This is a genomic window from Candidatus Tisiphia endosymbiont of Mystacides longicornis (assembly GCF_964031095.1).
In the GTDB taxonomy this organism is placed as follows: domain Bacteria; phylum Pseudomonadota; class Alphaproteobacteria; order Rickettsiales; family Rickettsiaceae; genus Tisiphia.
Genome location: NZ_OZ035004.1, coordinates 1,353,576 through 1,379,169, shown reverse-complemented (window position 1 = coordinate 1,379,169; position 25,594 = coordinate 1,353,576). Strand labels below are relative to the sequence as shown.

Sequence of the window (25,594 nt, the reverse complement as noted above, 5' to 3'; positions counted from 1 at the left end):
ACATCTCTTTAATTCTTTAATAGGATATCCGAAATCGTGACATTTGGAAAGTGTTTTGTTAAAATTTCCCAATCTTTACTTAATTTTACTTTATTCATCAATTGTTCTTTAAGAGTGATTATTTGGGATTGCTTGGTAATGATAACATTCCAATTTTTACCTGACCAAGCAAATAACAAGCTAGCAATTTGCTCTCTTATTTTATTATTCAGATCATTTCCAGCGATTTCCATAGTCTGAAGTGCAAAAGATTTTAATTCCACTTGGTTTAGCAATCTGTAATAAATTTCCATTTCATTATGCAAATGTAAAAACTCCAAAAAATCAGTCACAAGAGAAGCGGTAATTGGATGATTTTGAGTTGATTGTTGTAATATTGGTTGCTCTAATTGCCCCCCTTCATTATGTATATCCACTAATTCCTCTAATGATGGCAACATTTGTGAGTAGATGGATTTTATCACCAACATTTCAGCTTCTATTAACTGATTATGGGAAGTTTTCATTTCTATAATCCCTTTACTATATATTTGCCAGATAATAGACAATTGAGAAAGGGTAACTTTTGTTAAAATAGCTATAACCTGATCATTAAAAGGTAAATATATAGGATGTTGATAATCAGGTAATATCTTTGCCTTATTAAGATAGGCACTAAAATCAGCAACTAAGCCTACAAAAATTTCTAAATTTGCTGAAGAGATATAAAGTTGGTTTACTAAATCAATCGACTTAGCCGCATCTTTTTGAATAATATACTCAAAGAATTTGATGATACTAGCTGTATCAACTAAACCAAGTATTTGATAAACGATTTCAGGGGTAATAACCTCCCCTGCCCCCAAACTTGTTGCTTGATCTAGTACTGAGACTGCATCTCTAGCCGACCCATCAGATCTAGATGCAATTATTTTAAGAGCCTCTATTTCAATTTTTAACTGTTCTTTTTTGGCAATTTCTTGAATTAATTGGAAAATATCATCAAATGTTAATCTTTTTAAATCATAGCGTTGACATCTAGAAATTACGGTTAATGGAATTTTTTGTGGTTCGGTAGTAGCAAATATGAATATGACATGGGCTGGTGGTTCTTCAAGAATTTTAAGTAACGCATTAAATGCCCCTTTAGATAGCATATGAACTTCATCAATTATAAAGATACTATACCTACCAATTAGCGGCTTATAATCACTGCTTTCTATTATTTTACGAATATCATCAACACTTGTCTTACTGGCAGCATCCATTTCAATTATATCAGGATGATTATTTTTGTTAAAACTATTACAATTCTGACAATTCTCACAAGGCTCAATATACTCACCTTTAACTATTGGACTGGTACAATTAATAGTTTTAGCAACAATACGTGCTGCCGTAGTTTTACCAACTCCTCTAATACCAGTAAGAAGATAACCTTGAGATATACGATCTTTTTGAATAGTATAATTTAGAATCTTTGTTAAAACTTCTTGCCCGTATAGCTCAGAGAAATTAGTAGGACGATATTTTCTAGCGAAAGTAATATACTGATCTGTTGTTTTGGTCACGGTACCCCAAGTTTGTTTCTTACTAATTTTCTTGTCCTATTGAGTTTTATAGTCAATTGATGAGAAATTGGAGACATTGTTGCTCAATGCTCGCCTATTACTTATAGGCGTCGCTCCATCGTTCCTGCTATCTACTTCTCCTGAATTGGTATAACATTAGTGCTGCTAAAACGAGCTAGTTTTTGAGGGTAGCGAGCTTAGCGGGCTGTAGATTTAGGGGTAACTTCTAACGAAGTTCTCCACAATTCCACAGCCACAACTACAGCAATCTAAATTTTAAAAATATTTGAAACACCCAATTATTGTATTTTCAGCAATTCATTAATTTTACTAATAGACATACCTGTCATCTTAGCAATTGACCCCACGGAATTGCCATTCTTTAACAACAACTTTACCAATTCAGCTTTACCCTCAGCTTTACCCTCAGCTTTACCTATATAGATACCTCTAGCTTCACCTCTAGCTTCGCCTTCTTCGATATATTTTTGTGCAATAGTTCTCATAATAACACCTTGTTCTTCTTCTGATAAATATTTGGCTAGTACTTCCTCCAATTCTGATTGCTTTGCTTCAGGAAGCTTAGCATCAGTGTACCATAAAAATGATTTTATGTAAATATAGCCTTTTTCCTTATCTACTAATATCTCTAATTTAAACCTTTGAAGAAATTCTTCCCAAAGCTTTATCATATCTCGTTGATGAATATGCTTGAGCATATATTCTAACATCCCAATATGCTTCTTCTTCATTATTTCATCATCAGACATACTTTGTAAATCGACCAATTGATAATCCTCTGTCATTAATTTCTTGGCTATAATTGCATCGGTAAATAAACTCCATAAATTCCTAGGGGCAGTATACACTTCTTTACCATTATAAATTACTAAATTATATACTAATGGTAATTTATTTCTTCCTTTCTTATGCCTTTCGCATAATAACAATGTGTATTTCCATAATCGTAGAGCTGTCCAATAATCAACGCTCGACTGAGCCTCAATCAACACATACACAAAAGCCTTACCCTGATTCTTGCTAGCAACTCCATACACTATATCACTATATTTCTTGTTTAAAGATTCCTCTATGTAGCTTTCTTTTTCTACTGTTATTTTTGATAAATCTACTAAACTCTTAAAATCATTCGGCAAATAATATTCCAAAAATTCTTGAGCTGCTACAGAATCAGCCATTATTGTTTTGACTAATGAATCATGCTTTAACTTTTTTGTCATAGAGTAATATTAAATCGTTTAATTTTTCAACGAAATTGTAGTTAATTCTTTTTTTTAAAGCTCTTTTTTCTTTTCATATGTATCTTGATCTTCATAATCTTTTAAAAAATATTTATTTTTCAAATATCCAAATAATATTAAATTTGAATTGGCTCAGCATAACGGAACGTACGAAAAACGAAATGCATGGTTTGTATCCATAATTGATATACATTATTCGAGATAGTTACTTTTTGCATATTTACCGCCTCGGTTAAAATAGCTAATTGCCTATAATCCTAATATCCGTCAGCTTTATAGCCAATATTCTAATTTAATAGTTTTGTAAAATTTTGTCTATATTTTCATAACCAAAAGTATCCTTTTTATTCTTTTTATTGATTCTTTTAATGTAAGCAGCAAGTACCTACAATTTTATGTATCCAAATAATCTAAATGATAGTCTTCCGTATGACCAATAACTATATCCCCATGATTTTCTTGTATTTTCTGTACCAGCCAATTATACGTTCCACTACTTACTGGTAGACTGCATACTTTACCATGATACACAGTTAAAACAGGCCAAGTTGGGTTACTAGAAAGTTTTGGAGTATTTGGTACTGTAACTTTTTCTATTTTGCCATTTTGATCATAATTGATTTCTAAATAAGCTGCACCTTTTGCTGACATTTTAGAGCCATCCGGATTACTACAAACTAGCTGAATCTTATAAGTTACATCTAAGTTCACCTTATCAGGTAGTGAGACTGATCTAAATTGTTCAATTTTTACTACATAGTTATTATTTACCTTAAAACGTATAGAGGTTGCTAGCATTTGCTCATACATTATACCGGCAACTTTACCTTCCCAAGCCAGTTCTATAGCCTTGCCCCAACTAGTATATCCAAGATGTTTGAACCCACTACTAGTAGATGGGGCATCATTTTGAGATATTTGCTTACTACTCGCCACACCACTATCAATAGGAACGATATTCGTTACAAATTGCATATTATTTGAACCAATTAGCCAATCTTTCCATTCTCCAACACGATATCCTATTGAAAGTCCTATTGCTGTAGGAATGTCAATAAATATAATGCTACCCATAATTTTTGTAATATTCCAACAACAGCAACATGGTGGATCATCCTCATTATCATATTTTACTCGTTTAAGTATTTTTTCCAATAGTTCTGTTTCTTCTTTTATATCTTTTGTGGTCTTATTTTTCTTTGCATGAAGTTTTTCATATTGCTTATTATATACCTCAAATACAGGCGATATATATGGGGATCCAGAGGCTCTTGACCTAGTATAATAATTCATACTAGATGTGATTTCATGCAAAATATCTATATTAGGATTTGTCTCTCCTTCTTCCAAACTATATAGTTTTATGTTGTAGTATGATGGTTTTGCTAAGGGTTGTTGTTCTCTTTCAGTAGACCTAGTTTCTCTATGTTTTTTATACCTAGCTCTATCTGCGTAATATTTATTTCTTACCTCATGATCTGCCCACGTTCCTTTCATATTGCCCCCTCAATAAAGTTTATATATCTTGTGTGTTACCCGTTAAATTAGGTTCTGTTAACAAAAGCTCTTATCAAAAATAGTTGCAAAAATAAAAATATATAGTAGCTTTTAGTTTCGATTTCAACAAAGAACTACCAGTATGAATTATTACATGAATGCAGAAGAATGGAAAGGAATTTTATCAGTCTTGATATAAGAAAATTCAATTTTGTTGTTGCTATTCATGGAAAAAAAGAAACTAAAGAGTATGAGAACAACTTTAATGGAATAGCTGATTTTATCAAGGATTACAAAGAAAACCTTAGTTCTGCGTTATGCATTTTAGAAACTACTGGTGGATACGAAATGGAAATGCTAGTAACTCTTTGTACTCAAACTATTGCTGTGCATAGAGCCAATACTCGTAAAGTTAAAAACTTTATTCGGTCTTTTGGTAATGCAGCTAAAATTGATAGTCTTGACGCCAAAGCTCTTGCACTTTATGGTTTTGAACGGTATGAAAGATTAGAGTTATTTAAAGCTTAATCTAAACAAGCTTTAGATTTGTATGAATTAGTATAGTCAATTGATGAGAAGCTGGGGACGTTGTCGCTCGTCGCTCGCCTATTACTTATAGGCGTCGCTCCATCGTTCCTGCTATCTACTTCTCCTGAATTGGTATAACATTAGTGCTGCTAAAACGAGCTAGTTTTTGAGGGTAGCGAGCTTAGCGGGCTGTAGATTTAGGGGTAACTTCTAACGAAGTTCTCCACAATTCCACAGCCACAACTACAGCAATCTAAATTTTAAAAATATTTGAAACACCCAATTATTGTATTTTCAGCAATTCATTAATTTTACTAATAGACATACCTGTCATCTTAGCAATTGACCCCACGGAATTGCCATTCTTTAACAACAACTTTACCAATTCAGCTTTACCCTCAGCTTTACCCTCAGCTTTACCCTCAACTTTACCTATATAGATACCTCTAGCTTCACCTCTAGCTTCGCCTTCTTCGATATATTTTTGTGCAATAGTTCTCATAATAACGCCTTGTTCTTCTTCTGATAAATATTTGGCTAGTACTTCCTCCAATTCTGATTGCTTTGCTTCAGGAAGCTTAGCATCAGTGTACCATAAAAATGATTTTATGTAAATATAGCCTTTTTCCTTATCTACTAATATCTCTAATTTAAACCTTTGCAGAAATTCTTCCCAAAGCTTTATCATATCTCGTTGATGAATATGCTTGAGCATATATTCTAACATCCCAATATGCTTCTTCTTCATTATTTCATCATCAGACATGCTTTGTAAATCGACCAATTGATAATCCTCTGTCATTAATTTCTTGGCTATAATTGCATCGGTAAACAAGCTCCATAAATTCCTAGGGGCAGTATAAACTTCTTTACCATTATAAATTACTAAATTATATACTAATGGTAATTTCTTTCTTCCTTTTTTATGCCTTTCACACAATAATAATGTGTATTTCCATAATCGTAGAGCTGTCCAATAATCAACGCCCGACTGAGCCTCAATCAACACATAAACAAAAGCCTTACCCTGATTCTTGGTAGCAACTCCATACACTATATCACTATATTTTTTGTTTAAAGATTCTTCTATGTAGCTTTCTTTTTCTACTGTTATTTTTGATAAATCTACTAAACTCTTAAAATCATTCGGCAAATAATATTCCAAAAATTCTTGAGCTGCTACAGGATCAGCCATTATTGTTTTGACTAATGAATCATGCTTTAACTTTTTTGTCATTTGACTAACTTAACTGATTAATTTGTCATTTAGCCAAACTTGTGCCGTTCTTCCTTTAATATTTTGTATACTAAGTTATGGCAAAATCTGTTATATCTATAATATAGCAGATATTTTTGCTCCACTAATAGATGTTTTCATTATTTTTGCGATATTGCTTATTTTATTATTCCATAACTAGTGCATTAGCAAGAACAGGTAGTGGTCGTGGCAATCCACATTTATTGGTTAATTAATGATTTAAAGTGAGATAAACCATCTTCTTCGTATCTAGATAATAAATTATGTAAACCATCAGGTAAAAAGTTAAGATTTATCAGTTCATTAAATTTTATCCAATGGAATTTTAAGTGATCTTCCTTTGATTTAACTTCTCTATTTATAGATAAATCTTTTGAAATAACTTTAAAAATTATGCAATGCTCATGAACAGCTTTGCCATTATAATCCCATATATTTTCTATCATGCCAACAAAGTTGCCTAATTCAAAATTAATTAGACCAATTTCTTCTCTTAGTTCTCTTGATAATGCGGTATGAATTGGCTCTTGATACTTTATGTGACCACCAGGCAAAAATAGATTTTTTCCATTGTCAGCAACTAACACAGAATCTTCATCTGTTATATAAGCCCGTGCAATAGCATGAATTTTGTTTATTTTCATAATATACCTCTTGCATAACCTAACCTAATTGGTAATTTTGTTGTCAAAACTCGTCTCCGTTCCTCACGTACATCTTAGTACGCTGCGGTACTCGACTTCGTTTTTCCTAAAAATTCCTCAATTATCTTTAGGTTATGCAAGAGGTCTAATATATATATGCTAGTAATGACCCACCAGAGACTATTTTGGCTGCTTCCTTTCGAACCTGACCAACTGAACAGAGCCAATGCCCACTACTAGCATGTGATAAAATAGTGCTTTTTTCATCTATAGGCAAGCTATTTAACTAGCTAAATTATATTTTTTTTCTATATCGCTTTTGTTCAGTCTCTTTGGTGCTCCAAATATGTCTGGATGTTTAAGCTTGAACAAATCATCATCAAAATTCTGTACTTTTGCAATATGATTAAATTTTATGGTAATAACATTGTCATCCTCAAGTATTTTTAACATTTTCATCTGTTTAGTCTCTTTGTCAAAGGTAATTTGACTACGTCGCTCTGATAAAGTATGATAAATTGTAATTTCAAACATATTATCTCGATCTATCGTCGACTCAATTTTAAAATATTTATCAAAATCTATGCTGTCTTCTAACAAAAAATTAAATACGTTCTCCTCTGCCTTAATACGACTTACATGTTTCATATCATAGTCATATACCGACACATAGTTAGCATTACCAATAATCACCAAAGGAAATGGTGAATAATAATTACAGAGAAATTTCGCAGGTTTATTAATTAACAGCTTCCCTTTAGCCTGATTTCCCGCCGAATCTTCTTGGGTAAAATCCACAGCAATAGATTTTATTTCCCGTAAATATATTTTGAGCTGGTCAATAGCCTGGTTGTCAACAGGTCTATTCTCTAACTGTTCAGCCTGTTTTTTAACTACAAAAAAATTTTCAGCATGGGCTGCATGGGTTATAGTTAGAAGAAAATAAACAACAATAATACCTTTACAAAACCAGTTAGTCATTTATACCTACATAAAGTTACATTTGTTTTGTATACTACATGAAGATATTATTATTTCAATTTATTTTCCGCAGCTGGTTCAACACATCTTCAGCATGTTTAGCCACTTGCACTTTTGACCAAATGTGAGCTATCGTACCTTTTTTGTCTATTAAAAAGGTAGTTCTCTCGACCCCCATATATTTTTTACCAAACATCGATTTTTCTACCCAAACTCCATATTTTTCACAAGTATCAGAGTTAGAATCTGACGCAAGATCAAAATCCAAACAATATTTTTTCTTGAATTTATCATGAGAATCTAAACTGTCCTTTGATACACCAACAATTACGGTATTCATTTTTTTAAATTCTGGCTTTAGCCTATTAAAATCACCTGCTTCAATAGTACAGCCTGGTGTATCATCTTTCGGATAAAAATATAATACAACAAACTTACCTGATAAATCTGCTAAATTGATTTTACTATCTTCGCCTATTGGCATAGTAAAATTTGGTGCAATATCGCCTACTTTTAATATCATAACCACTCCTTTTTTGTACTTTTTTGTGTCTCATAGTCCAGTTTACACTCTAATTTTTTTTAGGCAAATGATAAATTACAAAAATCACTATTAATGAAATTGCCAAGGCAAACCAAGTAATGGCATATTCTAAATGATCATTTCTGACATTCAGCAAATTTTTAATTGATAGACTTTTAAGAATATCAGAATGATTACCTTTACCTTCCATAATTAAATAAAAATTCTCTAATGTTAAACCAAGAATATCAGATGCTTGAGTTAAGTCTAAAGTAAACCAAACATTATTTTTAACATCATTATCTAAGACAAACAGCTTGGTTTTCTCCCCAGGGAGAATCACACCAGTAATTTCCGTCGAATCATCTGTTATATTATCAATATCTTTCTTATACCTCGCAGCAAACCACCCTAGGGCAACTAAGATTATCTTGTTATCATCAGTTTGAAAAGGTCTGACTAAATAATAACCATCTTTTTCCGTGGCCATTGATTTACGTCCATAAAGATGCAAATTCTTACCAACCAAAAAATGCCCCTTCATTTTTACTTTAGCATATAATTTATCTACACTAAGTGTTTTTATATCAAGAGGAGAATTATTAAGGTTATTTTTTATTGAACTTAAAAATAGTTCTTTTTCCTGTAATCTAGCAACTTGCCAAAACCCCAGTGATAAGAGGATGACAAATGCTAATATAGTAAGCAATAAAGGTAGTAACTGTACTTGACACTTACCGATTTTTAAAGTCTTGGACATCATAATTCCTATTAAACTGAGGTCGATTACTGGAAAGTTGATACTCATGTACAACCAAATAATCTCATAGAATTCCCATTCTATCAATTATATATTGTACGGAACTTTTATGTCAGAGGCATGGATAGGAAAATCTTTGGTATTTCTAGTTATTAACAAACCATTGCAATATTTAGCTGTTGCCCATATTATTGCATCAGGTAGTTTGATTTTATGCTCTTTTCTAATAGAGATGGCAATTTCAGCTATTTCTTTATTTAAGTCAATTATGGTAAAATTATCTAAGAACTCTCTGGTGGTTTCGTCGTTATCCTCTGACGCTCCAACTAATATTTCTATTTTAGTTATTATACTAATTTGACAATCTTTATATTGCTCAAGTTCTTTACTAGCCACTGTATGTCCTAACAAATAATCTATCAATATATTAGTATCAAATAATACTTTCATTCACCCCACTCACCACGTAATTTTTGTTGATATAATAAGCCATCCAATTTTTGATCTTTCCATATACCAAATGCTGATTTATAGCCTTTTTTACTTTTAGTATAATTGGTTATGTAGTCAGCCAAAGCTTGTCTTATAATTTCTGCCCTCGACACTTTTTTTTTCTTTGATAGTTGATTCAAAATTTTTACTTGCATGTCAGGTATATCAATAATAGTTCTCATACTATGCTACTATATTAGTTATCATTATCTGATATATAATAATGTACTTTATTAATTTTTTCAAGACTGCTGTTATTCGGGCAACAATTATAAATTCAAAAATATTAGTTTTAAAACAAAATAACATTTTAAAGTCTTGGACATCATAATTTCTTCGTTATAGTCAATTCAGGGGAATTTGGTGACGTCGTCACTCGTCGCTCGCCTATTACTTATACTTGATAATCAAGTTTTTTTGCAGATTTGAATAAAATATAGGACAATGGTTGTCATCTTTGCTTCAGTGAGGTATCTAAAAATGCCCTGAGGTATTATAGATTCCGCACCGAAGCGGGAATGATGGTATGGACGAGTGAAGCGAAATATGCTTTACTTGTACGGAGTCAGCTGAAAAATAGTTTTCAGCTGCTCCAAATTAAATAATAATTTAATTAATAGGTCCATACCATGATAAATAATAGCATAAAAAATACTATAATAGGAATAGATTTAGCAAAAAATAGTATGCACTTGGTGCAAGTCGATCAAAATGGCAAAAAAATAGGTTACCAAAAAGTTACAAGAGATGAGTTAATAGCCTATTTAAGTAATCTCGATAAAAGTTCATTGGTAGCTATGGAAGCATGTGGAGGAGCTAATTATTGGTCACAGGAAATTGCTAAGCTTGGTTTGCAAGTCAAACTAATGAAAACAAAAGATGTAAAAGTTTATGCTACATCGAAACAGAAAAATGATTATAACGATGCGTTAGCAATATGCAAAGCGGCTCGTGATCCAGAATTAAAAACTGTGCTACTAAAAAGCAAGGAGGAACAAGATATAAAATTCTTGCATAAAATTAGAAGTAATACGATCAGAGATCGTGTGCAAAAAACTAATTCTACAATATCAAGTTTATGTGAATATGGCTATAATACAAAATTAAGTAAAAATAAATTTTGCAAATCATGTATGCTGGAGGTAGAGTTAGCGTATAGTAAAGGTTATATAAATTCTGGGATAAGGTCAATTTTACTTTTAGAATGTAAAGAAATTGAGGATTTATGTGACAAAGAAAAAACTTTAGAAAAGCTGATTATCAGCAATAATAAGCAAAGTGAGAAAGCTACTAGGTTGCAGACAATTTTTGGCATTGGAGCAATCAATGCTAGTTGTTTGAGTGTAGCCCCAATGGAAAGTTACCCAACCCCGAGGGATTTTGCTGCTTCGCTTGGTTTGGTACCAAAGCAACATAGCTCAGGAGATAAGATAGTTTTAGGAGGGATTACCAAACAAGGAGATAGATATGCCAGAACTATGTTGATTCAAGCCGCAAGGACAATAGCAATAAGAGCAAAAAGTGATAAGGAATCAAAAGATAAACTAGTGCAGTGGGCAGTGAAGAAATTTGCTGAAAATAAATCATATAATATTATATGTGTTGGTTTAGCAAATAAGTTAGCAAGGATTGCTTATGCAGTAGTCAGCAATGGTAGCGAATATGTTGCAAATTAGTTTAGTTGGAAAAAAAGAAGAAACTATGTCAACTAAATAAAAATTGGTAATTGATAAATATTGTGAGTAAAGAATAGTAACAATAAAGAGAACGAAAGTTAAAGAGTTAATGAATAAGTATTCTGAATAAAATCCGTAATTATGTCGAGGCTCTAGAAGCCGTGGGAATGAGAGGTCACTCAAGGATATTTATAAGAATGCAGAAACCATTATGGCACTCGATGCCGAATATATGACCGCTTCCTTTGTGGCTCTATTTTTTTATTTTCTTTCTTGACAAATTCACTCGTCCATATATGACAGACTCTGCTTTTAAAGATAGATGTTGTAACTCGGATATATTCAAATTTCCTTCAAACAACCTACTATTTATAAGCTCTGCAAAAAACTTGATTATCAAGTAATAAACAGCACGATGGATGCTTTTCGGCACTAATTCAGGTTAATTGACTATACCAGCACCAATCCACCATTAACATGGATAGTTTGACCAGTGATATAAGAAGCTTTGTCACTTGCTAAAAAAGCTACTACATTTGCAACATCTTCGGGGTTTCCCAAAGTTTTTAGAGGAATTTTTTGCATTATCGCTTCTTTTTGAGTTTCATTTAATTTATCGGTCATATTTGATTTAATAAAACCAGGAGCAACTGCATTAACTGTGATCCCTCTACTTGCCACCTCAAGGGCTAGAGACTTTGTCATACCTATCATCCCAGCTTTGGAAGCGCAATAATTTGCTTGACCTGGATTACCAGAAACTGCAACCACAGAGGCTATATTAATTATTCTACCATAACGAGTTTTCATCATTTTTTTTATCGCTTCACGATTTAGAATAAAACTAGCTTTTAAGTTTATATTTATAACTTGCTCAAATATCTCATCGGACATTCTTATTGCTAGCATATCGTTAGTGATTCCAGCATTACAAACTAAAATATCTATTTGTTCAAGATTAGCTACCAAGTTATTACATTCCTCGCTATTGGCTAAATTGCATGGTGCTATCGTATAATTATTTTTTAAGTTATTACCCAATTCTTGTAGTTTTTCTTGGTTACTACCACTAATTATTACATGGCTACCAAGAGAGTGTAATAGCTTAGCAATGCTACCACCAATTGCTCCAGATGCTCCAGTAATTAGAGATTTTTTATCAGTTAAGTTTATCATTTTAGCTCCAATTTGTAGTTATTTAAGTATATTAGTTAACCAGAATAGCACTTAGCAGATATTTGTTATTCATCCTCTTCCATAATTACTGTTTCACTATCAAAGCTAATATTATGAGAAGATTTTTGACGAATTAGCTGTTCTATTTCACAGCAGATAGTAGGGTGTTCTTTCAGGTAATGTTTAACATTTTCTCTACCTTGTCCTATACGAATGTCTTTATAGGAAAACCAAGAACCAGACTTTTCTATTATTTCCAATTTAACGCCAAGGTCTATTATCTCGCTTTCTTTAGAAATACCACTACCATACATTATATCAAATTCTGCAGTTTTGAATGGTGGTGAGACTTTATTCTTAACAACCTTGACCTTAGTTTGACTACCTACTACTTCATCTTTATCCTTGATTGATGAGATTCTTCTGATATCTAGCCTTACTGAGGCATAAAATTTTAAAGCATTGCCACCTGTGGTAGTTTCTGGACTGCCAAACATGACGCCTATTTTCATTCTAATTTGATTAATGAAAATAATTACACAATTAGTTCTGGAAATTGATGCGGTGAGTTTCCTAAGTGCTTGGCTCATTAATCTAGCTTGTAACCCCATATGGGAGTCACCCATTTCTCCTTCAATTTCTGCTTTAGGCACAAGGGCAGCAACACTATCAACAACGACCATATCAATAGCTCCAGAGCGTACTAGAGTATCAGTTATTTCAAGAGCCTGTTCACCAGTATCTGGTTGAGAAATAATAAGCTCGTCAATATTTACTCCTAATTTTTTGGCATATGCTGGGTCTAAAGCATGTTCTGCGTCAATAAAAGCACAAGTGCCACCTTTCTTCTGTGCTTCAGCAATTACATGTAAAGTTAAGGTAGTTTTTCCCGAACTCTCTGGTCCAAAAATTTCAATAATCCTTCCCTTAGGGAGACCGCCTATACCAAGTGCTAGGTCAAGTCCTAGCGATCCTGTTGGTATTGCCTCAACATCTACAGCTCGACGTTGCCCAAGTTTCATAACCGAACCTTTGCCATAACTTTTTTCAATTTGGCTAAGTGCAGCAAGTAGTGCTTTTTCTTTGTCTATAACATTCATTTTTAGAATCTGCTAAATAAAATCAAGTTAAATTTATAAAGTAACATACGAGAGAAATCCAGTAAAATATAGTCAATTGATGAAAAATTGGGGATGTTGTTACTCGTCGCTCCTAGCCCTAAATTCTCCTAAATTAACTATAGTATCACGACGATTTATAAATCGCAACTGAAAATAGAAATATAAGTTAAGTTGCCATTTCCACCCACTATTGTCATTCCGCGTAGGCGGGAATCTCTAGATGCCTGCCTTATATGGAATTAGCTGATGAAATAGTAGAAATATTGCACATAGTTAGCCCGCAGGCTCAATCCTCAAGAACGAGCAAGAAGTACTACAAATAAGGCAACAACGTAAGATGATGCAAATGCAACAGTTACAACAGCAACAGATACAAGGGCAATGATCAAATGAAACTATCAATTAACTCCTCATCCCCATCACCTTTATTAAAAAAAGAGCAATTAAAATCAATTTATTGCAAGCTTTTTAGTGGAGAAGATGGTAAAATAATATTAGAGGATTTAGCTCAAATGAGCGGCATACATCGTAGCAATTTCGTTCGGCAGGAAAGTGAGTACACTGCCTTTCTTGAAGGACATCGAGCATTGTTCCTATATATATGCTCACAGGCTTCAGAAGATGATGGAGTTAATAACATAGAAGGGAGTAGTTGATATGCAAAAATATTTAGACCCAACAAATGATAGTCTATTTAAGAAAATCTTTAGTGATCTAGAGAGGCTAAAAGAATTTCTTAACAGTGTTCTTGATTTACATGGAAAATACTTAATTAAGAAAATCAAATTTATTCCATCAGAGCAATTACCTAAAATTAATAAAGGTAAGAGGAGTGCATTTGATTTGAAAGTTGAAGATGAATCAGGCAACCAGTACATTATTGAGATGCAGAAAAAAAATGAAACTGATTATTTAAAAAGAGTACAATATTATTCTGCTCATTCATATGTACAACAACTTAAACAAGGAATGACCCATAATAATTTGTTACCAATATTAGTGGTTTCATTAATAAAAAACAAAATATTTGGTAAAGCTGGTGAAGACATACCTTATATAAGTTCTCATAAAATTATTGAGACAACTACCAATACACAACATTTTTTTGATATATCGTATGTTTTTATAGAGCTTGGAAAATTTAATAAGACCGAATTATTGACTGTAGCCGATGAGTGGTTACACCTATTCAAACACGCGACAGAAGAGGATAGTCCACCTAAGGGAATTAAGAGTAGTAAGGTATTAGAGGCTTACCAAGTTATCGATATGTATGGACTAACGCCAGAAGAATATGACTTATATATAAGGTGTAAATTGCAGGAAGATGCAGAAGACATTGCTTTAGCAGAAAGTTTCCAGGAAGGCGAAGCTAGAGGGGAAGCTAGAGGCGAAGAAAGAAAAGCTATAATTGTAGCAAAAGAAATGTTAATTGATAATGAACCAATAGAAAAAATAGTTAAATATACAAAACTAACCCTTGAAGAAATAGAGAAGTTAAAAGAAGAATAACCTATGAGTAAAGAAGTAATTGCTAATAACTATGAAGCTAACAATACTTCCTCTGGTAATGACTGGCTAGTTAACATGCCTGAGGAAATACGTAAATCTGAGTCACTGGGTAAATTCAAGGATGTATCAAGTGATGCAGGCAGCCTTGTCTAAGTTTGGTAGTAAAGAATTGGCTGAATTAATTGAAGGTTCCAATTACTCACCAGCTTTAATTGATTTATGGAGACCGTAAGGTCAACGAAGCAATCCATTTCTAATCACTTTCCTGGATTGCTTCGTCGGTCTGGCAACCTCCTCGCAATGACATCTTATACTTTAACCTTTTTTCCGTGAATACTCACATTCAATCTACAACTGTAGTACTATAGTAAATCAAATTGAATTAGGTGATAAGATGTGGTATAAATAAAGGAAAAAATGTCAACAAGTCCATATAGTCAAGATTTAAGAGAAAAAGTAATAAATTATATAGAAAAAGGTAATAGTCAAGAATCTGCTGCTAGAATATTTGCTATACATAAAAATACAATTAGCCGTTGGAACGTAAGGAGAAGAAAAGAAGGAACAGTGCTGGCAAGAGCTAGACTAGGATTTAAAAGTAAGATTGATAAAAAAGCATTGGAATATTTCGTAACAAATAACCCTAATAGTAAGCTACAAGAAATTGGTAAGAATTTTGGAATTACAGGTTCTCAAGTAGCTAATATATTAAAAAAGTTAGGATTTAGTTATAAAAAAAAACCTTTAGCTATTTGGAAGCAAGTGCAGAGAAACGATCTGATTATTTAGAAAAGATCAGTAAATATGATAAAGATAAAATAGTATATCTTGATGAAAGTGGTATAGATATGACAATTTGCCAAGATAGAGGTTGGGGTAAGATAGGAGAATTATTGATTGGCAAGAAGAGTGGGAAGCATTATCAAAGGACTAATATAATAGCTGGTTTAGTAAATAACAAACCAATAGCCCCTTTTGTTTTTAATAAAACTTGTAATACAGAACTATTTAATAATTGGGTTGAAAAATTTTTGATTAAAGAGTTAACAGCAGGACAGGTTGTAGTGATGGATAACGTTAGTTTTCATAAATCTCAAAAGACAAAAGAGCTAATAGAATCAGTTGGTTGTGAAGTTATTTTTTTACCCCCATATTCTCCAGACTTAAATCCAATAGAAAAATTTTGGGCTAATATGAAGCGATGGATTCGAAACAAAATAGCGGAAATTGGTACATTATCTAAAGCTATTTCTGCATTCTTTGTCACCTAATTCAATTTGATTTACTATAGTAAGTACCACAAAACTTTCAGCATGTCTAACAGCCAATATATACTTTGACTATCATAGCTTGAATTGGGAAGAAAATCATGAGTAAGGTGAGTTACTAATGGAGTACTAAAGTTTTAAGAACACAACCCAATAACTGGGATAGTAGCATTGCAAAAATGCAATTTTCACCCTATGTTCCTCGCTAATAGACGTTGATCCTATACGATTTTTATTAGTCCTTATATTTTAACTCTACAGAATAAGGAGCAACCTTTGAAAATACTTTACCAATTATTGGTATTTTAGTGATAATGGTACTAGCAAAAAAGAAAGAAGGTATTACATTACCTTTAAGCTTTATTTGGTGTTTATTAGTATCAATTGTACCTTTCATGGTAAAATCAAAAAATGGTCCAGTAGCTGATGTCTTAGCAATACTTACGGTATTACCTATATAACTAAAGCTACCTGTCATATTATTAAACAAGATATCCTTATTATTTAATATAAAACTCATAAAACCTGGAAACGAAACAAATGATACTATTCTAGTTAGAAAAGACATATCAGTAACAACAAAACGTTTTATGTCAAATGTCCCATCTAAGATTGGTATTATTTCGCCCTTCTTAACCTCATGTCTTTTTGTATCAAGTGTTAGATTTATAATACCAGACTTCATGTTATTATACATGCCAATACCTCTAAATAGAGCTCCAGCATTATCACAGGTAACTATCCATTGTTCCATATCTTTTTTTTCTGTAAGTAGCATTTTAAAAGATCTAGTGCCAATTTTTGAATTTAAAGAACCAGAAAAGCATTTTATTTTATCACAATCAATTTGTAAATTAAGCTTATCAAGCATTATATTATTTTTTAACCTTACCCTATCTATATCAACTCTTAGATGAATATTTTGTGGTTCCCCTTCTTTTTCTAAAAATTGCATCATATTAGACCCAGACAGATCTAGTCGTTTCCCCTGAATTTCAGCATTTAAGCTATCTTTACCTACAAGCAATTTTCCTACTAGATCAGTTGTACCATAAGCAATAATCGGTAAAGTAACATCATACTTAGTATCTTGCACTTTAGCCTTGCCAACTATTTTTAAGTTATTTGCTCCTGAAAGGTCAAAATTAATATCACCTTTTAGACCATCATATAACTTACCAGTTAACACAAGTTTAGCTTCATCAGAAATCTTTTTATGTATAGATATTTTATCAATATAAAATTCCAAATTTTTGAGATTAGCATTAGCTTTAATGAAGCCGGTATTAGATTGACCTCTGTTATTTCGTTGCTCTTTATATTCAAAATCTAGGATACTACTACCTGAAATTAACTTGAATATACCAAATTTCTGGTTATTACCGACAATAGTAGTTTTTACTTTTAATAGATGCTGATAATCATCATGGTTATTATTATCAATATTATATTGATAGGTAAAATTACTGTCATAGTCATTAATTTTACCTGTACCTATTAAGTTTAGCTTATCACCATTAAATGTTCCGGTTATTTTTGCATTCTTTAGTATGATATTGTCACTAAATGCTTTAGCATTTACTCCAGTTATTATCGTAGAGATGTCATAGGTATTTTTTATAACTGGACTAATCGGTACTATTATGCCAATTTTTGAATTAGCGGTGCCAGTAATTTTTCTAAGGTCAATTCCTTGTTTTTTTACTTGGTTATAATCCTCATTTGACATAAAATCAATTAGGTCGATACCCGGTCCCTTAGCTATGGCACTGATGACAAAATTAGATTTATCCATCCCTTGCCAATCAAAGGTTATTACTCCATTGGAAATAAGGCTGTTACCGCTATATGCACGATTTAGTATAAACTTAACCGAGGCTCCAGATATAGTAATATCTGTATCAATTTTTCTTAAAGATGGAAAATCTGCATCGTATTTATATTCAAGGTCTACGACATGCAGCTTGGCTTTTACTAGAGCAATATTAGACCTCTTGCCTAACTCTACTTCTGCTGGTAATTTGGACGTCGATGCGGTACTCGAATCCTCACGTACACTAGAGTACGCCGCGGTTCTGCGTTCCTCGTCTCCTTCAAATTCCTCAGCATAAGCGAGTTTTGCAAGAGGTCTATTGTTTTCTAAAGAATTTTTATCAAAATTAACATCAAATTCTCCATTTCTGATATACCCATCTTTAATATATTCCTGTAAAAATAAAATTACTTGATTATCAGGGATAATTTTCTCAGCAATCTGATAAATCATTATAGGAATATTTTCAACATTACCATTAGCTTGAATTATGCTACCATCCAAGATACTATTGAATGATAGATATGCTTGTTCACCAAATGTTAATTTGCAATTGATTAACTTCTTCGAAGCTGTAGAAATTTTACTTTCATAAGAACAAAGCCCTTCCCCCTTCGGTAATTTCTTACCATAACTATCGAGTAGAGTAATATTTTTTATAGGACTTAGGTTTAACTGTGTTTCAATCTTATTTTCAAAAAAATCTACAATATACTTAGCAGATATTTTAGTATCTATTATAGGTTGATTATCTTTAGAAATTAAGGAAAAACTATCTATATCAACAATACTAACAAGCAATGGTTTGTTTCTTATATCATCAATAAAAAAACTGATTTTGAAATCGTTAATCTCACTTTGGGTGTTATGTGCTAAATCCATAAAGATTTTATCGATTGACAAAATGTTATTTCTTATCTGTAAATTACCAATTCGTATTTTGGTATTTTTTTTATCGAGGTAAAATTCTATTGCCTTCTTAATAGGCTTATCTAAATACCCTTTACTCCCGCTTAATATTAATAAACTTAAAGTTACTACAACTATACAAACTATTACGCTTAGGCTGATGAAAAATCTTTTAATGAGCATCATTTTATTATTTAGTATTTGGTCAATTAATGTATACTTTTAGCCAAACGTCATTGCGAGGAGCCGCCTTGCGGCAACGAAGCAATCCATATGACAAACTTCATGGATTGCCACGCTCACATACGTTCGCTCGCAATGACATCGGGTTAGGAGGCAACCTCCTAAATATAGCATTATAGCATAACAAAGTTGTTGCACTAAGTATATAAGGATAATTAATGAATATTAAACTTCATGTTATAGGTACTGGTTACGTTGGGCTAGTATCTGGCGTAATGATGAGTTACCTAGGACACGACGTTACTTGTTTAGATAGTGATATTTCTAAGATCGACCAATTAAAAAAAAATATTTTACCAATTTATGAACCAAAACTAGCTGAATATTTACCGCCATTAGTAAAATCTGGTAAGTTACGATTTACAGCTAGCTATTCGGCTGAATTACAAAATTCACAAGCGGTATTTATTACGGTAGGAACGCCGTCTCTACCTTCAGGAAAAGCTGATTTACAATATATATTTACTGCTATCGATAATTTATGCCCATGGATTAAAGATGATTGTTTGATTATTATAAAATCGACTGTACCTCCAACAACATGTAACCAAATTATTGATTATTTAAATAACAAGAATTTTAAATTTTCCGTTGCTTCAAATCCTGAATTTCTTAGAGAAGGTACTGCTATAGAGGATTTTTTAAACCCTGATAGAATATTAATTGGCACCAATAATAAACAGGCAGAAGATTTACTAAAAGAGATATATCGACCTTTGATTACCAAGAATATACCTATGGTAAGTACTGATTTGGTTACTGCAGAACTTACTAAATATGTCTCAAACGCTTTCTTAGCGACCAAAATTGCTTTTATTAATGAGATGGCAAATTTATGCGAGAAAATGGGGGCAAATACTAAGGATCTGTCTTGTGGGGTTGGACTAGATAAGAGAATAGGTAAAGAATTTTTAAATGTTGGACCCGGATTTGGTGGCTCATGTTTTCCTAAGGATATGTTAGCACTTGGACAAATAGCTAAACATTATCAATGTAATTTTCAAATAGTTAATTCTGTTATAAATAGTAATTATCAGAGACCATATGATATGGTAGATAAAATTCATGATATCATAGGCAACGATTTACATAATAGAGTTATTAGTGTATTGGGCCTGACTTTTAAAGCTGGTACGGATGATGTTAGAGAGAGTCCAGCTATTAAGATCGTCAAAATCTTAGTTGATAAAGGAGCAAATATTAGAGTTTTCGATCTGGTAGGTATGAATAATGCTAAAAAAGAAGTAAAAAATGTATTTTTTGCTGATTCAGCACTTAGTGCATGCAAAAATAGTGATATAATTATAGTGGCTACCGAATGGTCGGAGTTTAAAGATTTAGATTGGTCGCTTATTCGCCATCAAGTTAAATCTCCTATAATTCTTGATCTCAGGCATATTCTTGATGGAGATATGCTAAAGGCTCTTGGATTTAAATATTATCTTATTGGTATAAAAGATGCAGTTTGATTTCATTCACTTAAGAGTACAAAGCTCATATTCATTTCTTGAGAGTGCTTTAACAATTGATCGTATAGTGGAATTAGCTAAATTGCATAAAATACCAGCAATTTGTTTAGCCGATAGGGGGAATTTATTTGGCTCGTTAGAATTTGCTCTAGCTAGCTGTAAAGCAGGAATACAACCTATAAATGCGGCAATTGTAAATATTGCTTTTACCGAGAATAGTTTTTGTGAAATTATGCTTATTGCCAAGGATGAAATTGGTTATAAGAATCTGCTAAAGGCGGTTAGTGATAGTTTTACTAAAAATGATCGTAAAATTTGCAATCATATTACTTTTGATGATTTAGTTAAGTACCAGGAAGGGCTGATTATTTTATCCGGTTATACTGATGGTATAATTGGTAAAAGTCTTATTGCTAAGGATGAGGAATTAGCCATTTTTTGGGCAACTAAGCTACAAAGCATTTTTGCTGATCGTTTCTATTTTGAGATTATGCGACATAATCTAGCAGTAGAACAATCTATAGAAGAAAGTTATATAAAAATAGCCAGTAATCTTGGTATTCCACTAGTTGCTACCAATAAAGTATTGTTTAGTGATGTTAATATGCATGATGCCCATGACGTATTATTATGTATATCTACTGGGGTTAGTAAAGAAGTGGAGGATCGTAAAAAGGTAAGTAACGAATGTTATTTTAAATCACCAAAAGAAATGCTAGAACTTTTTAGTGATTTACCTAATGCTGTACAGAATACGGTACATTTAGCCCAAAGATGCTATTTTATGGCACATGCTAATCCACCAATGTTACCAAATTTCTCTAGTCTAAATATTAATGAAGTAGACATAATTAAAAAAGAATCGACAGCCGGATTACTATTAAGACTTGCTACAAAATTTAAACGAGAAAATATTGCCATAGATGAGCAGGAAGATGTTAAACAGCAATATTTAACTCGTCTTAATTATGAACTAGATATTATTTGTCGAATGGATTTTTCTGGCTATTTCCTGATAGTTTCTGATTTTATAAAATGGAGCAAGCAACAAGGTATTATGGTAGGTCCTGGTAGAGGTTCTGGGGTAGGATCAGTAGTTGCGTGGAGTCTTTTAATCACTGATCTTGATCCTCTTAAGTTCGGTCTATTATTTGAGCGTTTTCTTAACCCAGAACGTATATCAATGCCAGATTTTGATATTGACTTTTGTCAAGAGCGACGAGGGGAAGTTATAAATTACGTATGTTCTAAATATGGGGATAACAAAGTTGGACAAATCATCACTTTTGGTAAGATGCAAGCAAAAGCTGTGATCAAAGATGTCTCACGAGTTCTTGGTTTACCTTATAAATATGCTGAATATTTAACTGATCTTGTACCATTTAATGCTGTTTCTCCTGTTACACTAAATCAGGCTATTAAGGAAATAAAGGAGTTAAGCATAGCAGCACGTGGTGAAGGTTTGTATAATTTAGATGGGCAAGAGGAGCTGATCAAACAAGTTCTGGACACATCTTTAGTACTTGAGGGGCTTAATAGACATGCTTCTACTCATGCAGCAGGAATTGTGATAGCTGGCAAAGATTTAGTAGAAATATTACCGGTTTATAAAGACCTAAACTCGGAAATGTTGGTAGTACAATATTCGATGAAATATGCTGAGATTGCTGGTTTAATTAAATTTGATTTTTTAGGACTGCAAACTCTAACTGTCATTACTAAATGTTTAGAACTGCTAAAAGAGCAGAACATAAATATTGATTTTACTAATATGCTATTTGATGATCAAAAAACTTATGAAATGCTATGTAGTGGTCGAACTATTGGGGTATTCCAATTTGAAAGCAACGGAATGCAGGATAGTTTAAGGCGTCTTAAACCTGACTCCATTCAAGATATAATAGCGTTAGGAGCGTTATACCGTCCTGGTCCGATGGAGAACATCCCAACTTATATTGCTTGTAAACATGGTTTGCAACAACCGGATTACTTGCATGAGATGCTTAAACCAATTCTAGAAGAAACTTATGGAGTTATTATCTATCAAGAACAGGTCTTAGAAATTGCCAAAGAAATGGCAGGCTATAGTTTAGGTGGAGCAGATATACTTCGTAAAGCTATGGGAAAAAAAATAAAATCCGAAATGGCAGAACAAGAAGAAAGTTTTGTGAAAGGGGCAATAGCCAAAGGCATCTCACGTCAGCAAGCCCAATCCATTTTTGCAACGGTCGCTAAATTTGCTAGCTATGGTTTTAATAAAGCCCACGCATCAGCTTATGGAGTAATATCTTATCAAACAGCCTATCTGAAAGCTAATTTCCCAGCTGAATTCTTGGTAGTATGCTTAAATCTTGAACTAAATAACCATGATAAAATCAATCTATTCATTCAAGAAGCCAAAAATAATAACATTGCTATTATCCCTCCTAATATCAATCTTTCCTCTGGTTATTTTAGTACTATAGCTACATCACAAGAAGCTGAAGAGTATGTCGAAAATCCTAAATCGATAATTTATGCCCTAGCTGCTATTAAAAGCGTTACGGTTGATTTTGGTAGAATATTAGTAGAAGAACGAGTTAAAAATGGTAAATTTAAAAATATTATAGATGTTATTGAAAGGCTACCGCTTAAATCAATTAATCGAAAATTATTAGAAAATCTTATTAAAGCTGGATGTTTTGATACACTACATTCTAATCGTAATCAGTTATTATTAAGTATCTCTAAACTTCTAGCTTATGCTTCTTCCTATCATGCCGAAAAAATTTCTGATCAATTTAGTCTGATTAAGGTAAGTTCCATAAATCAGCAAATTTTAATTGACGCAGAACCACTGGATAATAATACTGCATCTTGCTATGAATTTGAGGTATTAGGGCTGTTTATTACATTACATCCATTATCAAAACATCAAGATTTGCTATCCCGGCTTAATATTTTGACTTCAATTAATCTACAAAATGACTTTCTAGATGGTTCAAGTCAGATAAAGATAGCTGGTGTAATACAAAAAAAGGATTCACGTATGTCATCTCGCGGCAGGTTTGTCATTTTACAACTATCTGATCAATTTGGCATTTTTGAACTGACTATTTATAGTGAAGAAATATTAAAGAATTTCGTTCATTTACTCGATGTTCAAAGTTTAGTGGTAGTGAGTTGTGATTTGTTTAAAGACGCTGGAGGAATAAGACTAATTGCTAAAAGTTTCGCAACTATTGATGATATAATAAATGAAGAACGATTAGAGATAAAACTGTACCCACAAAATCATTCTGAATTATGTCAAATAGTCGATTTGCTGAAAAAGCGTATTAACCCTGAACGTAATAATATCAGAATAATTTTATTGCTTAAGGTTAGTATAGATAATAACTTTACAGCTAAAATCTGTTTACCAGAGATTTTGTCTCTAGAAACTGAAGATTTTGAATTTCTCAATCAATTTACGTCATGTTCTGCAAATTAATTTAAGGATATCTTTGCCAAACAGTATGATTCCATTGCCAAAACTCTACCGCCCCTTATCTTTATTAGAGTGTTTTGTGTTATAAGGGGTAGTATCGGGTTTAATAGTGTTGCTTACAGATATATCGTCTTTCTTTAGAACTTTTATTAGACGGTGATATAGTTTAGAACCCACTGTTTCTGTGCTATGAAACTTGCTTAATATTTTCTCTAATGCAGTCTTACTATTTTGCAATCCATCAGTTTTATTAGCTTTATCAATAGCTTGAATCGTCTCAACCCCATTTTGCATAAAAGCTTCTTTTTGTTCTTCAGGCGATTTAACAAATGATTCAATATATTTCCTAAGTCCTGCCCCTAACTTATTGATAGTTACAATATGTTCTGGATGGATAGTATGCTTTAGATCATTTGGGGAAGATTGTAATTTCGAATATATTTTGTTTGTACCAGCCTCAATAGTGGCAATGGTTTCAATTTGTTCAGTTGCTTCCTGCAAAGAATTATGTGGTAATTCATCTATTATAGTAAATCAAATTGAATTAGGTGATAAGATGTGGTATAAATAAAGGAAAAAATGTCAACAAGTCCATATAGTCAAGATTTAAGAGAAAAAGTAATAAATTATATAGAAAAAGGTAATAGTCAAGAATCTGCTGCTAGAATATTTGCTATACATAAAAATACAATTAGCCGTTGGAACGTAAGGAGAAGAAAAGAAGGAACAGTGCTGGCAAGAGCTAGACTAGGATTTAAAAGTAAGATTGATAAAAAAGCATTGGAATATTTCGTAACAAATAACCCTAATAGTAAGCTACAAGAAATTGGTAAGAATTTTGGAATTACAGGTTCTCAAGTAGCTAATATATTAAAAAAGTTAGGATTTAGTTATAAAAAAAAACCTTTAGCTATTTGGAAGCAAGTGCAGAGAAACGATCTGATTATTTAGAAAAGATCAGTAAATATGATAAAGATAAAATAGTATATCTTGATGAAAGTGGTATAGATATGACAATTTGCCAAGATAGAGGTTGGGGTAAGATAGGAGAATTATTGATTGGCAAGAAGAGTGGGAAGCATTATCAAAGGACTAATATAATAGCTGGTTTAGTAAATAACAAACCAATAGCCCCTTTTGTTTTTAATAAAACTTGTAATACAGAACTATTTAATAATTGGGTTGAAAAATTTTTGATTAAAGAGTTAACAGCAGGACAGGTTGTAGTGATGGATAACGTTAGTTTTCATAAATCTCAAAAGACAAAAGAGCTAATAGAATCAGTTGGTTGTGAAGTTATTTTTTTACCCCCATATTCTCCAGACTTAAATCCAATAGAAAAATTTTGGGCTAATATGAAGCGATGGATTCGAAACAAAATAGCGGAAATTGGTACATTATCTAAAGCTATTTCTGCATTCTTTGTCACCTAATTCAATTTGA

General features: G+C 32.4%; 25 protein-coding genes and 1 other RNA gene. 11 read left to right on the top strand and 15 right to left on the bottom strand.

The window, feature by feature from the left end; genetic code table 11:
- Positions 1–8: 8 nt before the first annotated feature.
- The 3 genes from dnaX to ACQH6S_RS06980 form a co-directional block, all read right to left on the bottom strand.
- A complete protein-coding gene (dnaX, locus tag ACQH6S_RS06990; RefSeq protein WP_425360401.1) occupies positions 9–1,550 on the bottom strand; it encodes a DNA polymerase III subunit gamma/tau in 1,542 nt (513 codons plus the stop codon).
- A 299-nt stretch (positions 1,551–1,849) separates the two neighbouring features.
- Positions 1,850–2,791, bottom strand: a complete 942-nt coding sequence (locus ACQH6S_RS06985; protein ID WP_425364455.1) for an Rpn family recombination-promoting nuclease/putative transposase — start codon at positions 2,789–2,791, stop codon at positions 1,850–1,852.
- 414 nt (positions 2,792–3,205) lie between these two features.
- Positions 3,206–4,309, bottom strand: a complete 1,104-nt coding sequence (locus ACQH6S_RS06980) for a hypothetical protein (protein ID WP_425360403.1) — start codon at positions 4,307–4,309, stop codon at positions 3,206–3,208.
- Between the two features lie 168 nt (positions 4,310–4,477).
- Between ACQH6S_RS06980 and ACQH6S_RS06975 the strand changes: the two genes are divergently transcribed.
- Positions 4,478–4,837, top strand: a complete 360-nt coding sequence (locus ACQH6S_RS06975; RefSeq protein WP_425364454.1) for an IS110 family transposase — start codon at positions 4,478–4,480, stop codon at positions 4,835–4,837.
- A 283-nt stretch (positions 4,838–5,120) separates the two neighbouring features.
- On the opposite strand, the gene ACQH6S_RS06970 is transcribed toward ACQH6S_RS06975, so the two are convergent.
- From ACQH6S_RS06970 to ACQH6S_RS06935, 8 genes are all read right to left on the bottom strand, one after another.
- Positions 5,121–6,074, bottom strand: coding sequence for an Rpn family recombination-promoting nuclease/putative transposase (locus ACQH6S_RS06970; RefSeq protein ID WP_425360405.1), 954 nt, complete (start codon positions 6,072–6,074; stop codon positions 5,121–5,123).
- Between the two features lie 221 nt (positions 6,075–6,295).
- Positions 6,296–6,739: an NUDIX domain-containing protein gene (locus ACQH6S_RS06965; RefSeq protein WP_425360406.1), complete on the bottom strand. Its 444-nt coding sequence runs from the start codon at positions 6,737–6,739 to the stop codon at positions 6,296–6,298.
- A 151-nt stretch (positions 6,740–6,890) separates the two neighbouring features.
- An RNA gene (gene ffs / locus ACQH6S_RS06960) (signal recognition particle sRNA small type) lies at positions 6,891–6,984 on the bottom strand.
- A gap of 37 nt (positions 6,985–7,021) precedes the next feature.
- On the bottom strand, positions 7,022–7,720 hold the full coding sequence (locus tag ACQH6S_RS06955; protein WP_425360407.1) for an outer-membrane lipoprotein carrier protein LolA: 699 nt from the start codon (positions 7,718–7,720) through the stop codon (positions 7,022–7,024).
- A 55-nt stretch (positions 7,721–7,775) separates the two neighbouring features.
- Complete coding sequence (bcp, locus tag ACQH6S_RS06950) at positions 7,776–8,243, bottom strand: thioredoxin-dependent thiol peroxidase (protein WP_425360408.1); 468 nt, start codon at positions 8,241–8,243, stop codon at positions 7,776–7,778.
- Between the two features lie 49 nt (positions 8,244–8,292).
- Positions 8,293–9,003, bottom strand: a complete 711-nt coding sequence (locus ACQH6S_RS06945) for an SURF1 family protein (protein WP_425364453.1) — start codon at positions 9,001–9,003, stop codon at positions 8,293–8,295.
- An 87-nt stretch (positions 9,004–9,090) separates the two neighbouring features.
- A complete protein-coding gene (locus tag ACQH6S_RS06940; RefSeq protein WP_425360409.1) occupies positions 9,091–9,453 on the bottom strand; it encodes a type II toxin-antitoxin system VapC family toxin in 363 nt (120 codons plus the stop codon).
- Positions 9,450–9,677, bottom strand: coding sequence for a CopG family transcriptional regulator (locus ACQH6S_RS06935; RefSeq protein ID WP_341748994.1), 228 nt, complete (start codon positions 9,675–9,677; stop codon positions 9,450–9,452). The genes ACQH6S_RS06940 and ACQH6S_RS06935 overlap by 4 nt, the downstream gene beginning before the upstream one ends.
- A 447-nt stretch (positions 9,678–10,124) precedes the next feature.
- On the opposite strand from ACQH6S_RS06935, the gene ACQH6S_RS06930 reads away from it, so the two are divergent.
- On the top strand, positions 10,125–11,171 hold the full coding sequence (locus tag ACQH6S_RS06930) for an IS110 family transposase (RefSeq protein WP_425360410.1): 1,047 nt from the start codon (positions 10,125–10,127) through the stop codon (positions 11,169–11,171).
- A gap of 450 nt (positions 11,172–11,621) precedes the next feature.
- Here ACQH6S_RS06930 and fabG read toward each other — a convergent pair whose 3' ends face one another.
- Together fabG and recA are read right to left on the bottom strand one after the other, a co-directional pair.
- Complete coding sequence (gene fabG, locus ACQH6S_RS06925; RefSeq protein WP_094648950.1) at positions 11,622–12,347, bottom strand: 3-oxoacyl-ACP reductase FabG; 726 nt, start codon at positions 12,345–12,347, stop codon at positions 11,622–11,624.
- A gap of 65 nt (positions 12,348–12,412) precedes the next feature.
- A complete protein-coding gene (gene recA, locus ACQH6S_RS06920; RefSeq protein WP_094648951.1) occupies positions 12,413–13,447 on the bottom strand; it encodes a recombinase RecA in 1,035 nt (344 codons plus the stop codon).
- 410 nt (positions 13,448–13,857) lie between these two features.
- On the opposite strand from recA, the gene ACQH6S_RS06915 reads away from it, so the two are divergent.
- The 5 genes from ACQH6S_RS06915 (at position 13,858) to ACQH6S_RS06895 (ending at position 16,251) form a co-directional block, all read left to right on the top strand.
- Positions 13,858–14,124 carry a hypothetical protein gene (locus ACQH6S_RS06915; RefSeq protein ID WP_094648952.1) on the top strand — a complete coding sequence of 89 codons (267 nt, stop codon included), beginning with the start codon at positions 13,858–13,860 and terminating at the stop codon, positions 14,122–14,124.
- Between the two features lies 1 nt (position 14,125).
- On the top strand, positions 14,126–14,980 hold the full coding sequence (locus tag ACQH6S_RS06910) for an Rpn family recombination-promoting nuclease/putative transposase (RefSeq protein WP_341748996.1): 855 nt from the start codon (positions 14,126–14,128) through the stop codon (positions 14,978–14,980).
- A 3-nt stretch (positions 14,981–14,983) separates the two neighbouring features.
- Positions 14,984–15,133: a hypothetical protein gene (locus ACQH6S_RS06905; RefSeq protein ID WP_157905647.1), complete on the top strand. Its 150-nt coding sequence runs from the start codon at positions 14,984–14,986 to the stop codon at positions 15,131–15,133.
- Positions 15,134–15,397: 264 nt separating this feature from the next.
- Complete coding sequence (locus ACQH6S_RS06900) at positions 15,398–15,769, top strand: IS630 transposase-related protein (protein ID WP_425364376.1); 372 nt, start codon at positions 15,398–15,400, stop codon at positions 15,767–15,769.
- Positions 15,733–16,251: an IS630 family transposase gene (locus tag ACQH6S_RS06895; RefSeq protein ID WP_425364377.1), complete on the top strand. Its 519-nt coding sequence runs from the start codon at positions 15,733–15,735 to the stop codon at positions 16,249–16,251. Before ACQH6S_RS06900 ends, ACQH6S_RS06895 begins: the two co-directional genes overlap by 37 nt.
- A 232-nt stretch (positions 16,252–16,483) precedes the next feature.
- Here the strand turns inward: ACQH6S_RS06895 and ACQH6S_RS06890 are convergent, their stop codons facing one another.
- Positions 16,484–19,156 carry a palindromic element RPE1 domain-containing protein gene (locus ACQH6S_RS06890; protein WP_425360411.1) on the bottom strand — a complete coding sequence of 891 codons (2,673 nt, stop codon included), beginning with the start codon at positions 19,154–19,156 and terminating at the stop codon, positions 16,484–16,486.
- A 221-nt stretch (positions 19,157–19,377) separates the two neighbouring features.
- On the opposite strand from ACQH6S_RS06890, the gene ACQH6S_RS06885 reads away from it, so the two are divergent.
- Both ACQH6S_RS06885 and dnaE read left to right on the top strand, forming a co-directional pair.
- Complete coding sequence (locus tag ACQH6S_RS06885) at positions 19,378–20,682, top strand: UDP-glucose dehydrogenase family protein (protein WP_425360909.1); 1,305 nt, start codon at positions 19,378–19,380, stop codon at positions 20,680–20,682.
- On the top strand, positions 20,672–24,154 hold the full coding sequence (gene dnaE, locus ACQH6S_RS06880) for a DNA polymerase III subunit alpha (RefSeq protein ID WP_425360412.1): 3,483 nt from the start codon (positions 20,672–20,674) through the stop codon (positions 24,152–24,154). The genes ACQH6S_RS06885 and dnaE overlap by 11 nt, the downstream gene beginning before the upstream one ends.
- A 45-nt stretch (positions 24,155–24,199) precedes the next feature.
- Here the strand turns inward: dnaE and ACQH6S_RS06875 are convergent, their stop codons facing one another.
- Positions 24,200–24,652 (bottom strand): hypothetical protein, encoded by a 453-nt coding sequence (locus ACQH6S_RS06875; protein WP_425364452.1) that lies wholly within the window; start codon positions 24,650–24,652, stop codon positions 24,200–24,202.
- A gap of 78 nt (positions 24,653–24,730) precedes the next feature.
- Between ACQH6S_RS06875 and ACQH6S_RS06870 the strand changes: the two genes are divergently transcribed.
- Positions 24,731–25,102 carry an IS630 transposase-related protein gene (locus tag ACQH6S_RS06870; RefSeq protein WP_425364376.1) on the top strand — a complete coding sequence of 124 codons (372 nt, stop codon included), beginning with the start codon at positions 24,731–24,733 and terminating at the stop codon, positions 25,100–25,102.
- On the top strand, positions 25,066–25,584 hold the full coding sequence (locus ACQH6S_RS06865; RefSeq protein ID WP_425364377.1) for an IS630 family transposase: 519 nt from the start codon (positions 25,066–25,068) through the stop codon (positions 25,582–25,584). The genes ACQH6S_RS06870 and ACQH6S_RS06865 overlap by 37 nt, the downstream gene beginning before the upstream one ends.
- Positions 25,585–25,594 lie beyond the last annotated feature (10 nt).

What these genes read in the sequence shown, in the direction of transcription:
- ACQH6S_RS06985 (WP_425364455.1), bottom strand. Translation starts at nt 2,791, where the DNA reads ATGACAAAAAAGTTAAAGCATGATTCATTAGTCAAAACAATAATGGCT.
- ACQH6S_RS06980 (WP_425360403.1), bottom strand. Translation starts at nt 4,309, where the DNA reads ATGAAAGGAACGTGGGCAGATCATGAGGTAAGAAATAAATATTACGCA.
- ACQH6S_RS06975 (WP_425364454.1), top strand. Translation starts at nt 4,478, where the DNA reads ATGGAAAGGAATTTTATCAGTCTTGATATAAGAAAATTCAATTTTGTT.
- ACQH6S_RS06970 (WP_425360405.1), bottom strand. Translation starts at nt 6,074, where the DNA reads ATGACAAAAAAGTTAAAGCATGATTCATTAGTCAAAACAATAATGGCT.
- ACQH6S_RS06965 (WP_425360406.1), bottom strand. Translation starts at nt 6,739, where the DNA reads ATGAAAATAAACAAAATTCATGCTATTGCACGGGCTTATATAACAGAT.
- ACQH6S_RS06955 (WP_425360407.1), bottom strand. Translation starts at nt 7,720, where the DNA reads ATGACTAACTGGTTTTGTAAAGGTATTATTGTTGTTTATTTTCTTCTA.
- bcp (WP_425360408.1), bottom strand. Translation starts at nt 8,243, where the DNA reads ATGATATTAAAAGTAGGCGATATTGCACCAAATTTTACTATGCCAATA.
- ACQH6S_RS06945 (WP_425364453.1), bottom strand. Translation starts at nt 9,003, where the DNA reads ATGTCCAAGACTTTAAAAATCGGTAAGTGTCAAGTACAGTTACTACCT.
- ACQH6S_RS06940 (WP_425360409.1), bottom strand. Translation starts at nt 9,453, where the DNA reads ATGAAAGTATTATTTGATACTAATATATTGATAGATTATTTGTTAGGA.
- ACQH6S_RS06935 (WP_341748994.1), bottom strand. Translation starts at nt 9,677, where the DNA reads ATGAGAACTATTATTGATATACCTGACATGCAAGTAAAAATTTTGAAT.
- ACQH6S_RS06930 (WP_425360410.1), top strand. Translation starts at nt 10,125, where the DNA reads ATGATAAATAATAGCATAAAAAATACTATAATAGGAATAGATTTAGCA.
- fabG (WP_094648950.1), bottom strand. Translation starts at nt 12,347, where the DNA reads ATGATAAACTTAACTGATAAAAAATCTCTAATTACTGGAGCATCTGGA.
- recA (WP_094648951.1), bottom strand. Translation starts at nt 13,447, where the DNA reads ATGAATGTTATAGACAAAGAAAAAGCACTACTTGCTGCACTTAGCCAA.
- ACQH6S_RS06915 (WP_094648952.1), top strand. Translation starts at nt 13,858, where the DNA reads ATGAAACTATCAATTAACTCCTCATCCCCATCACCTTTATTAAAAAAA.
- ACQH6S_RS06910 (WP_341748996.1), top strand. Translation starts at nt 14,126, where the DNA reads ATGCAAAAATATTTAGACCCAACAAATGATAGTCTATTTAAGAAAATC.
- ACQH6S_RS06905 (WP_157905647.1), top strand. Translation starts at nt 14,984, where the DNA reads ATGAGTAAAGAAGTAATTGCTAATAACTATGAAGCTAACAATACTTCC.
- ACQH6S_RS06900 (WP_425364376.1), top strand. Translation starts at nt 15,398, where the DNA reads ATGTCAACAAGTCCATATAGTCAAGATTTAAGAGAAAAAGTAATAAAT.
- ACQH6S_RS06890 (WP_425360411.1), bottom strand. Translation starts at nt 19,156, where the DNA reads ATGATGCTCATTAAAAGATTTTTCATCAGCCTAAGCGTAATAGTTTGT.
- dnaE (WP_425360412.1), top strand. Translation starts at nt 20,672, where the DNA reads ATGCAGTTTGATTTCATTCACTTAAGAGTACAAAGCTCATATTCATTT.
- ACQH6S_RS06870 (WP_425364376.1), top strand. Translation starts at nt 24,731, where the DNA reads ATGTCAACAAGTCCATATAGTCAAGATTTAAGAGAAAAAGTAATAAAT.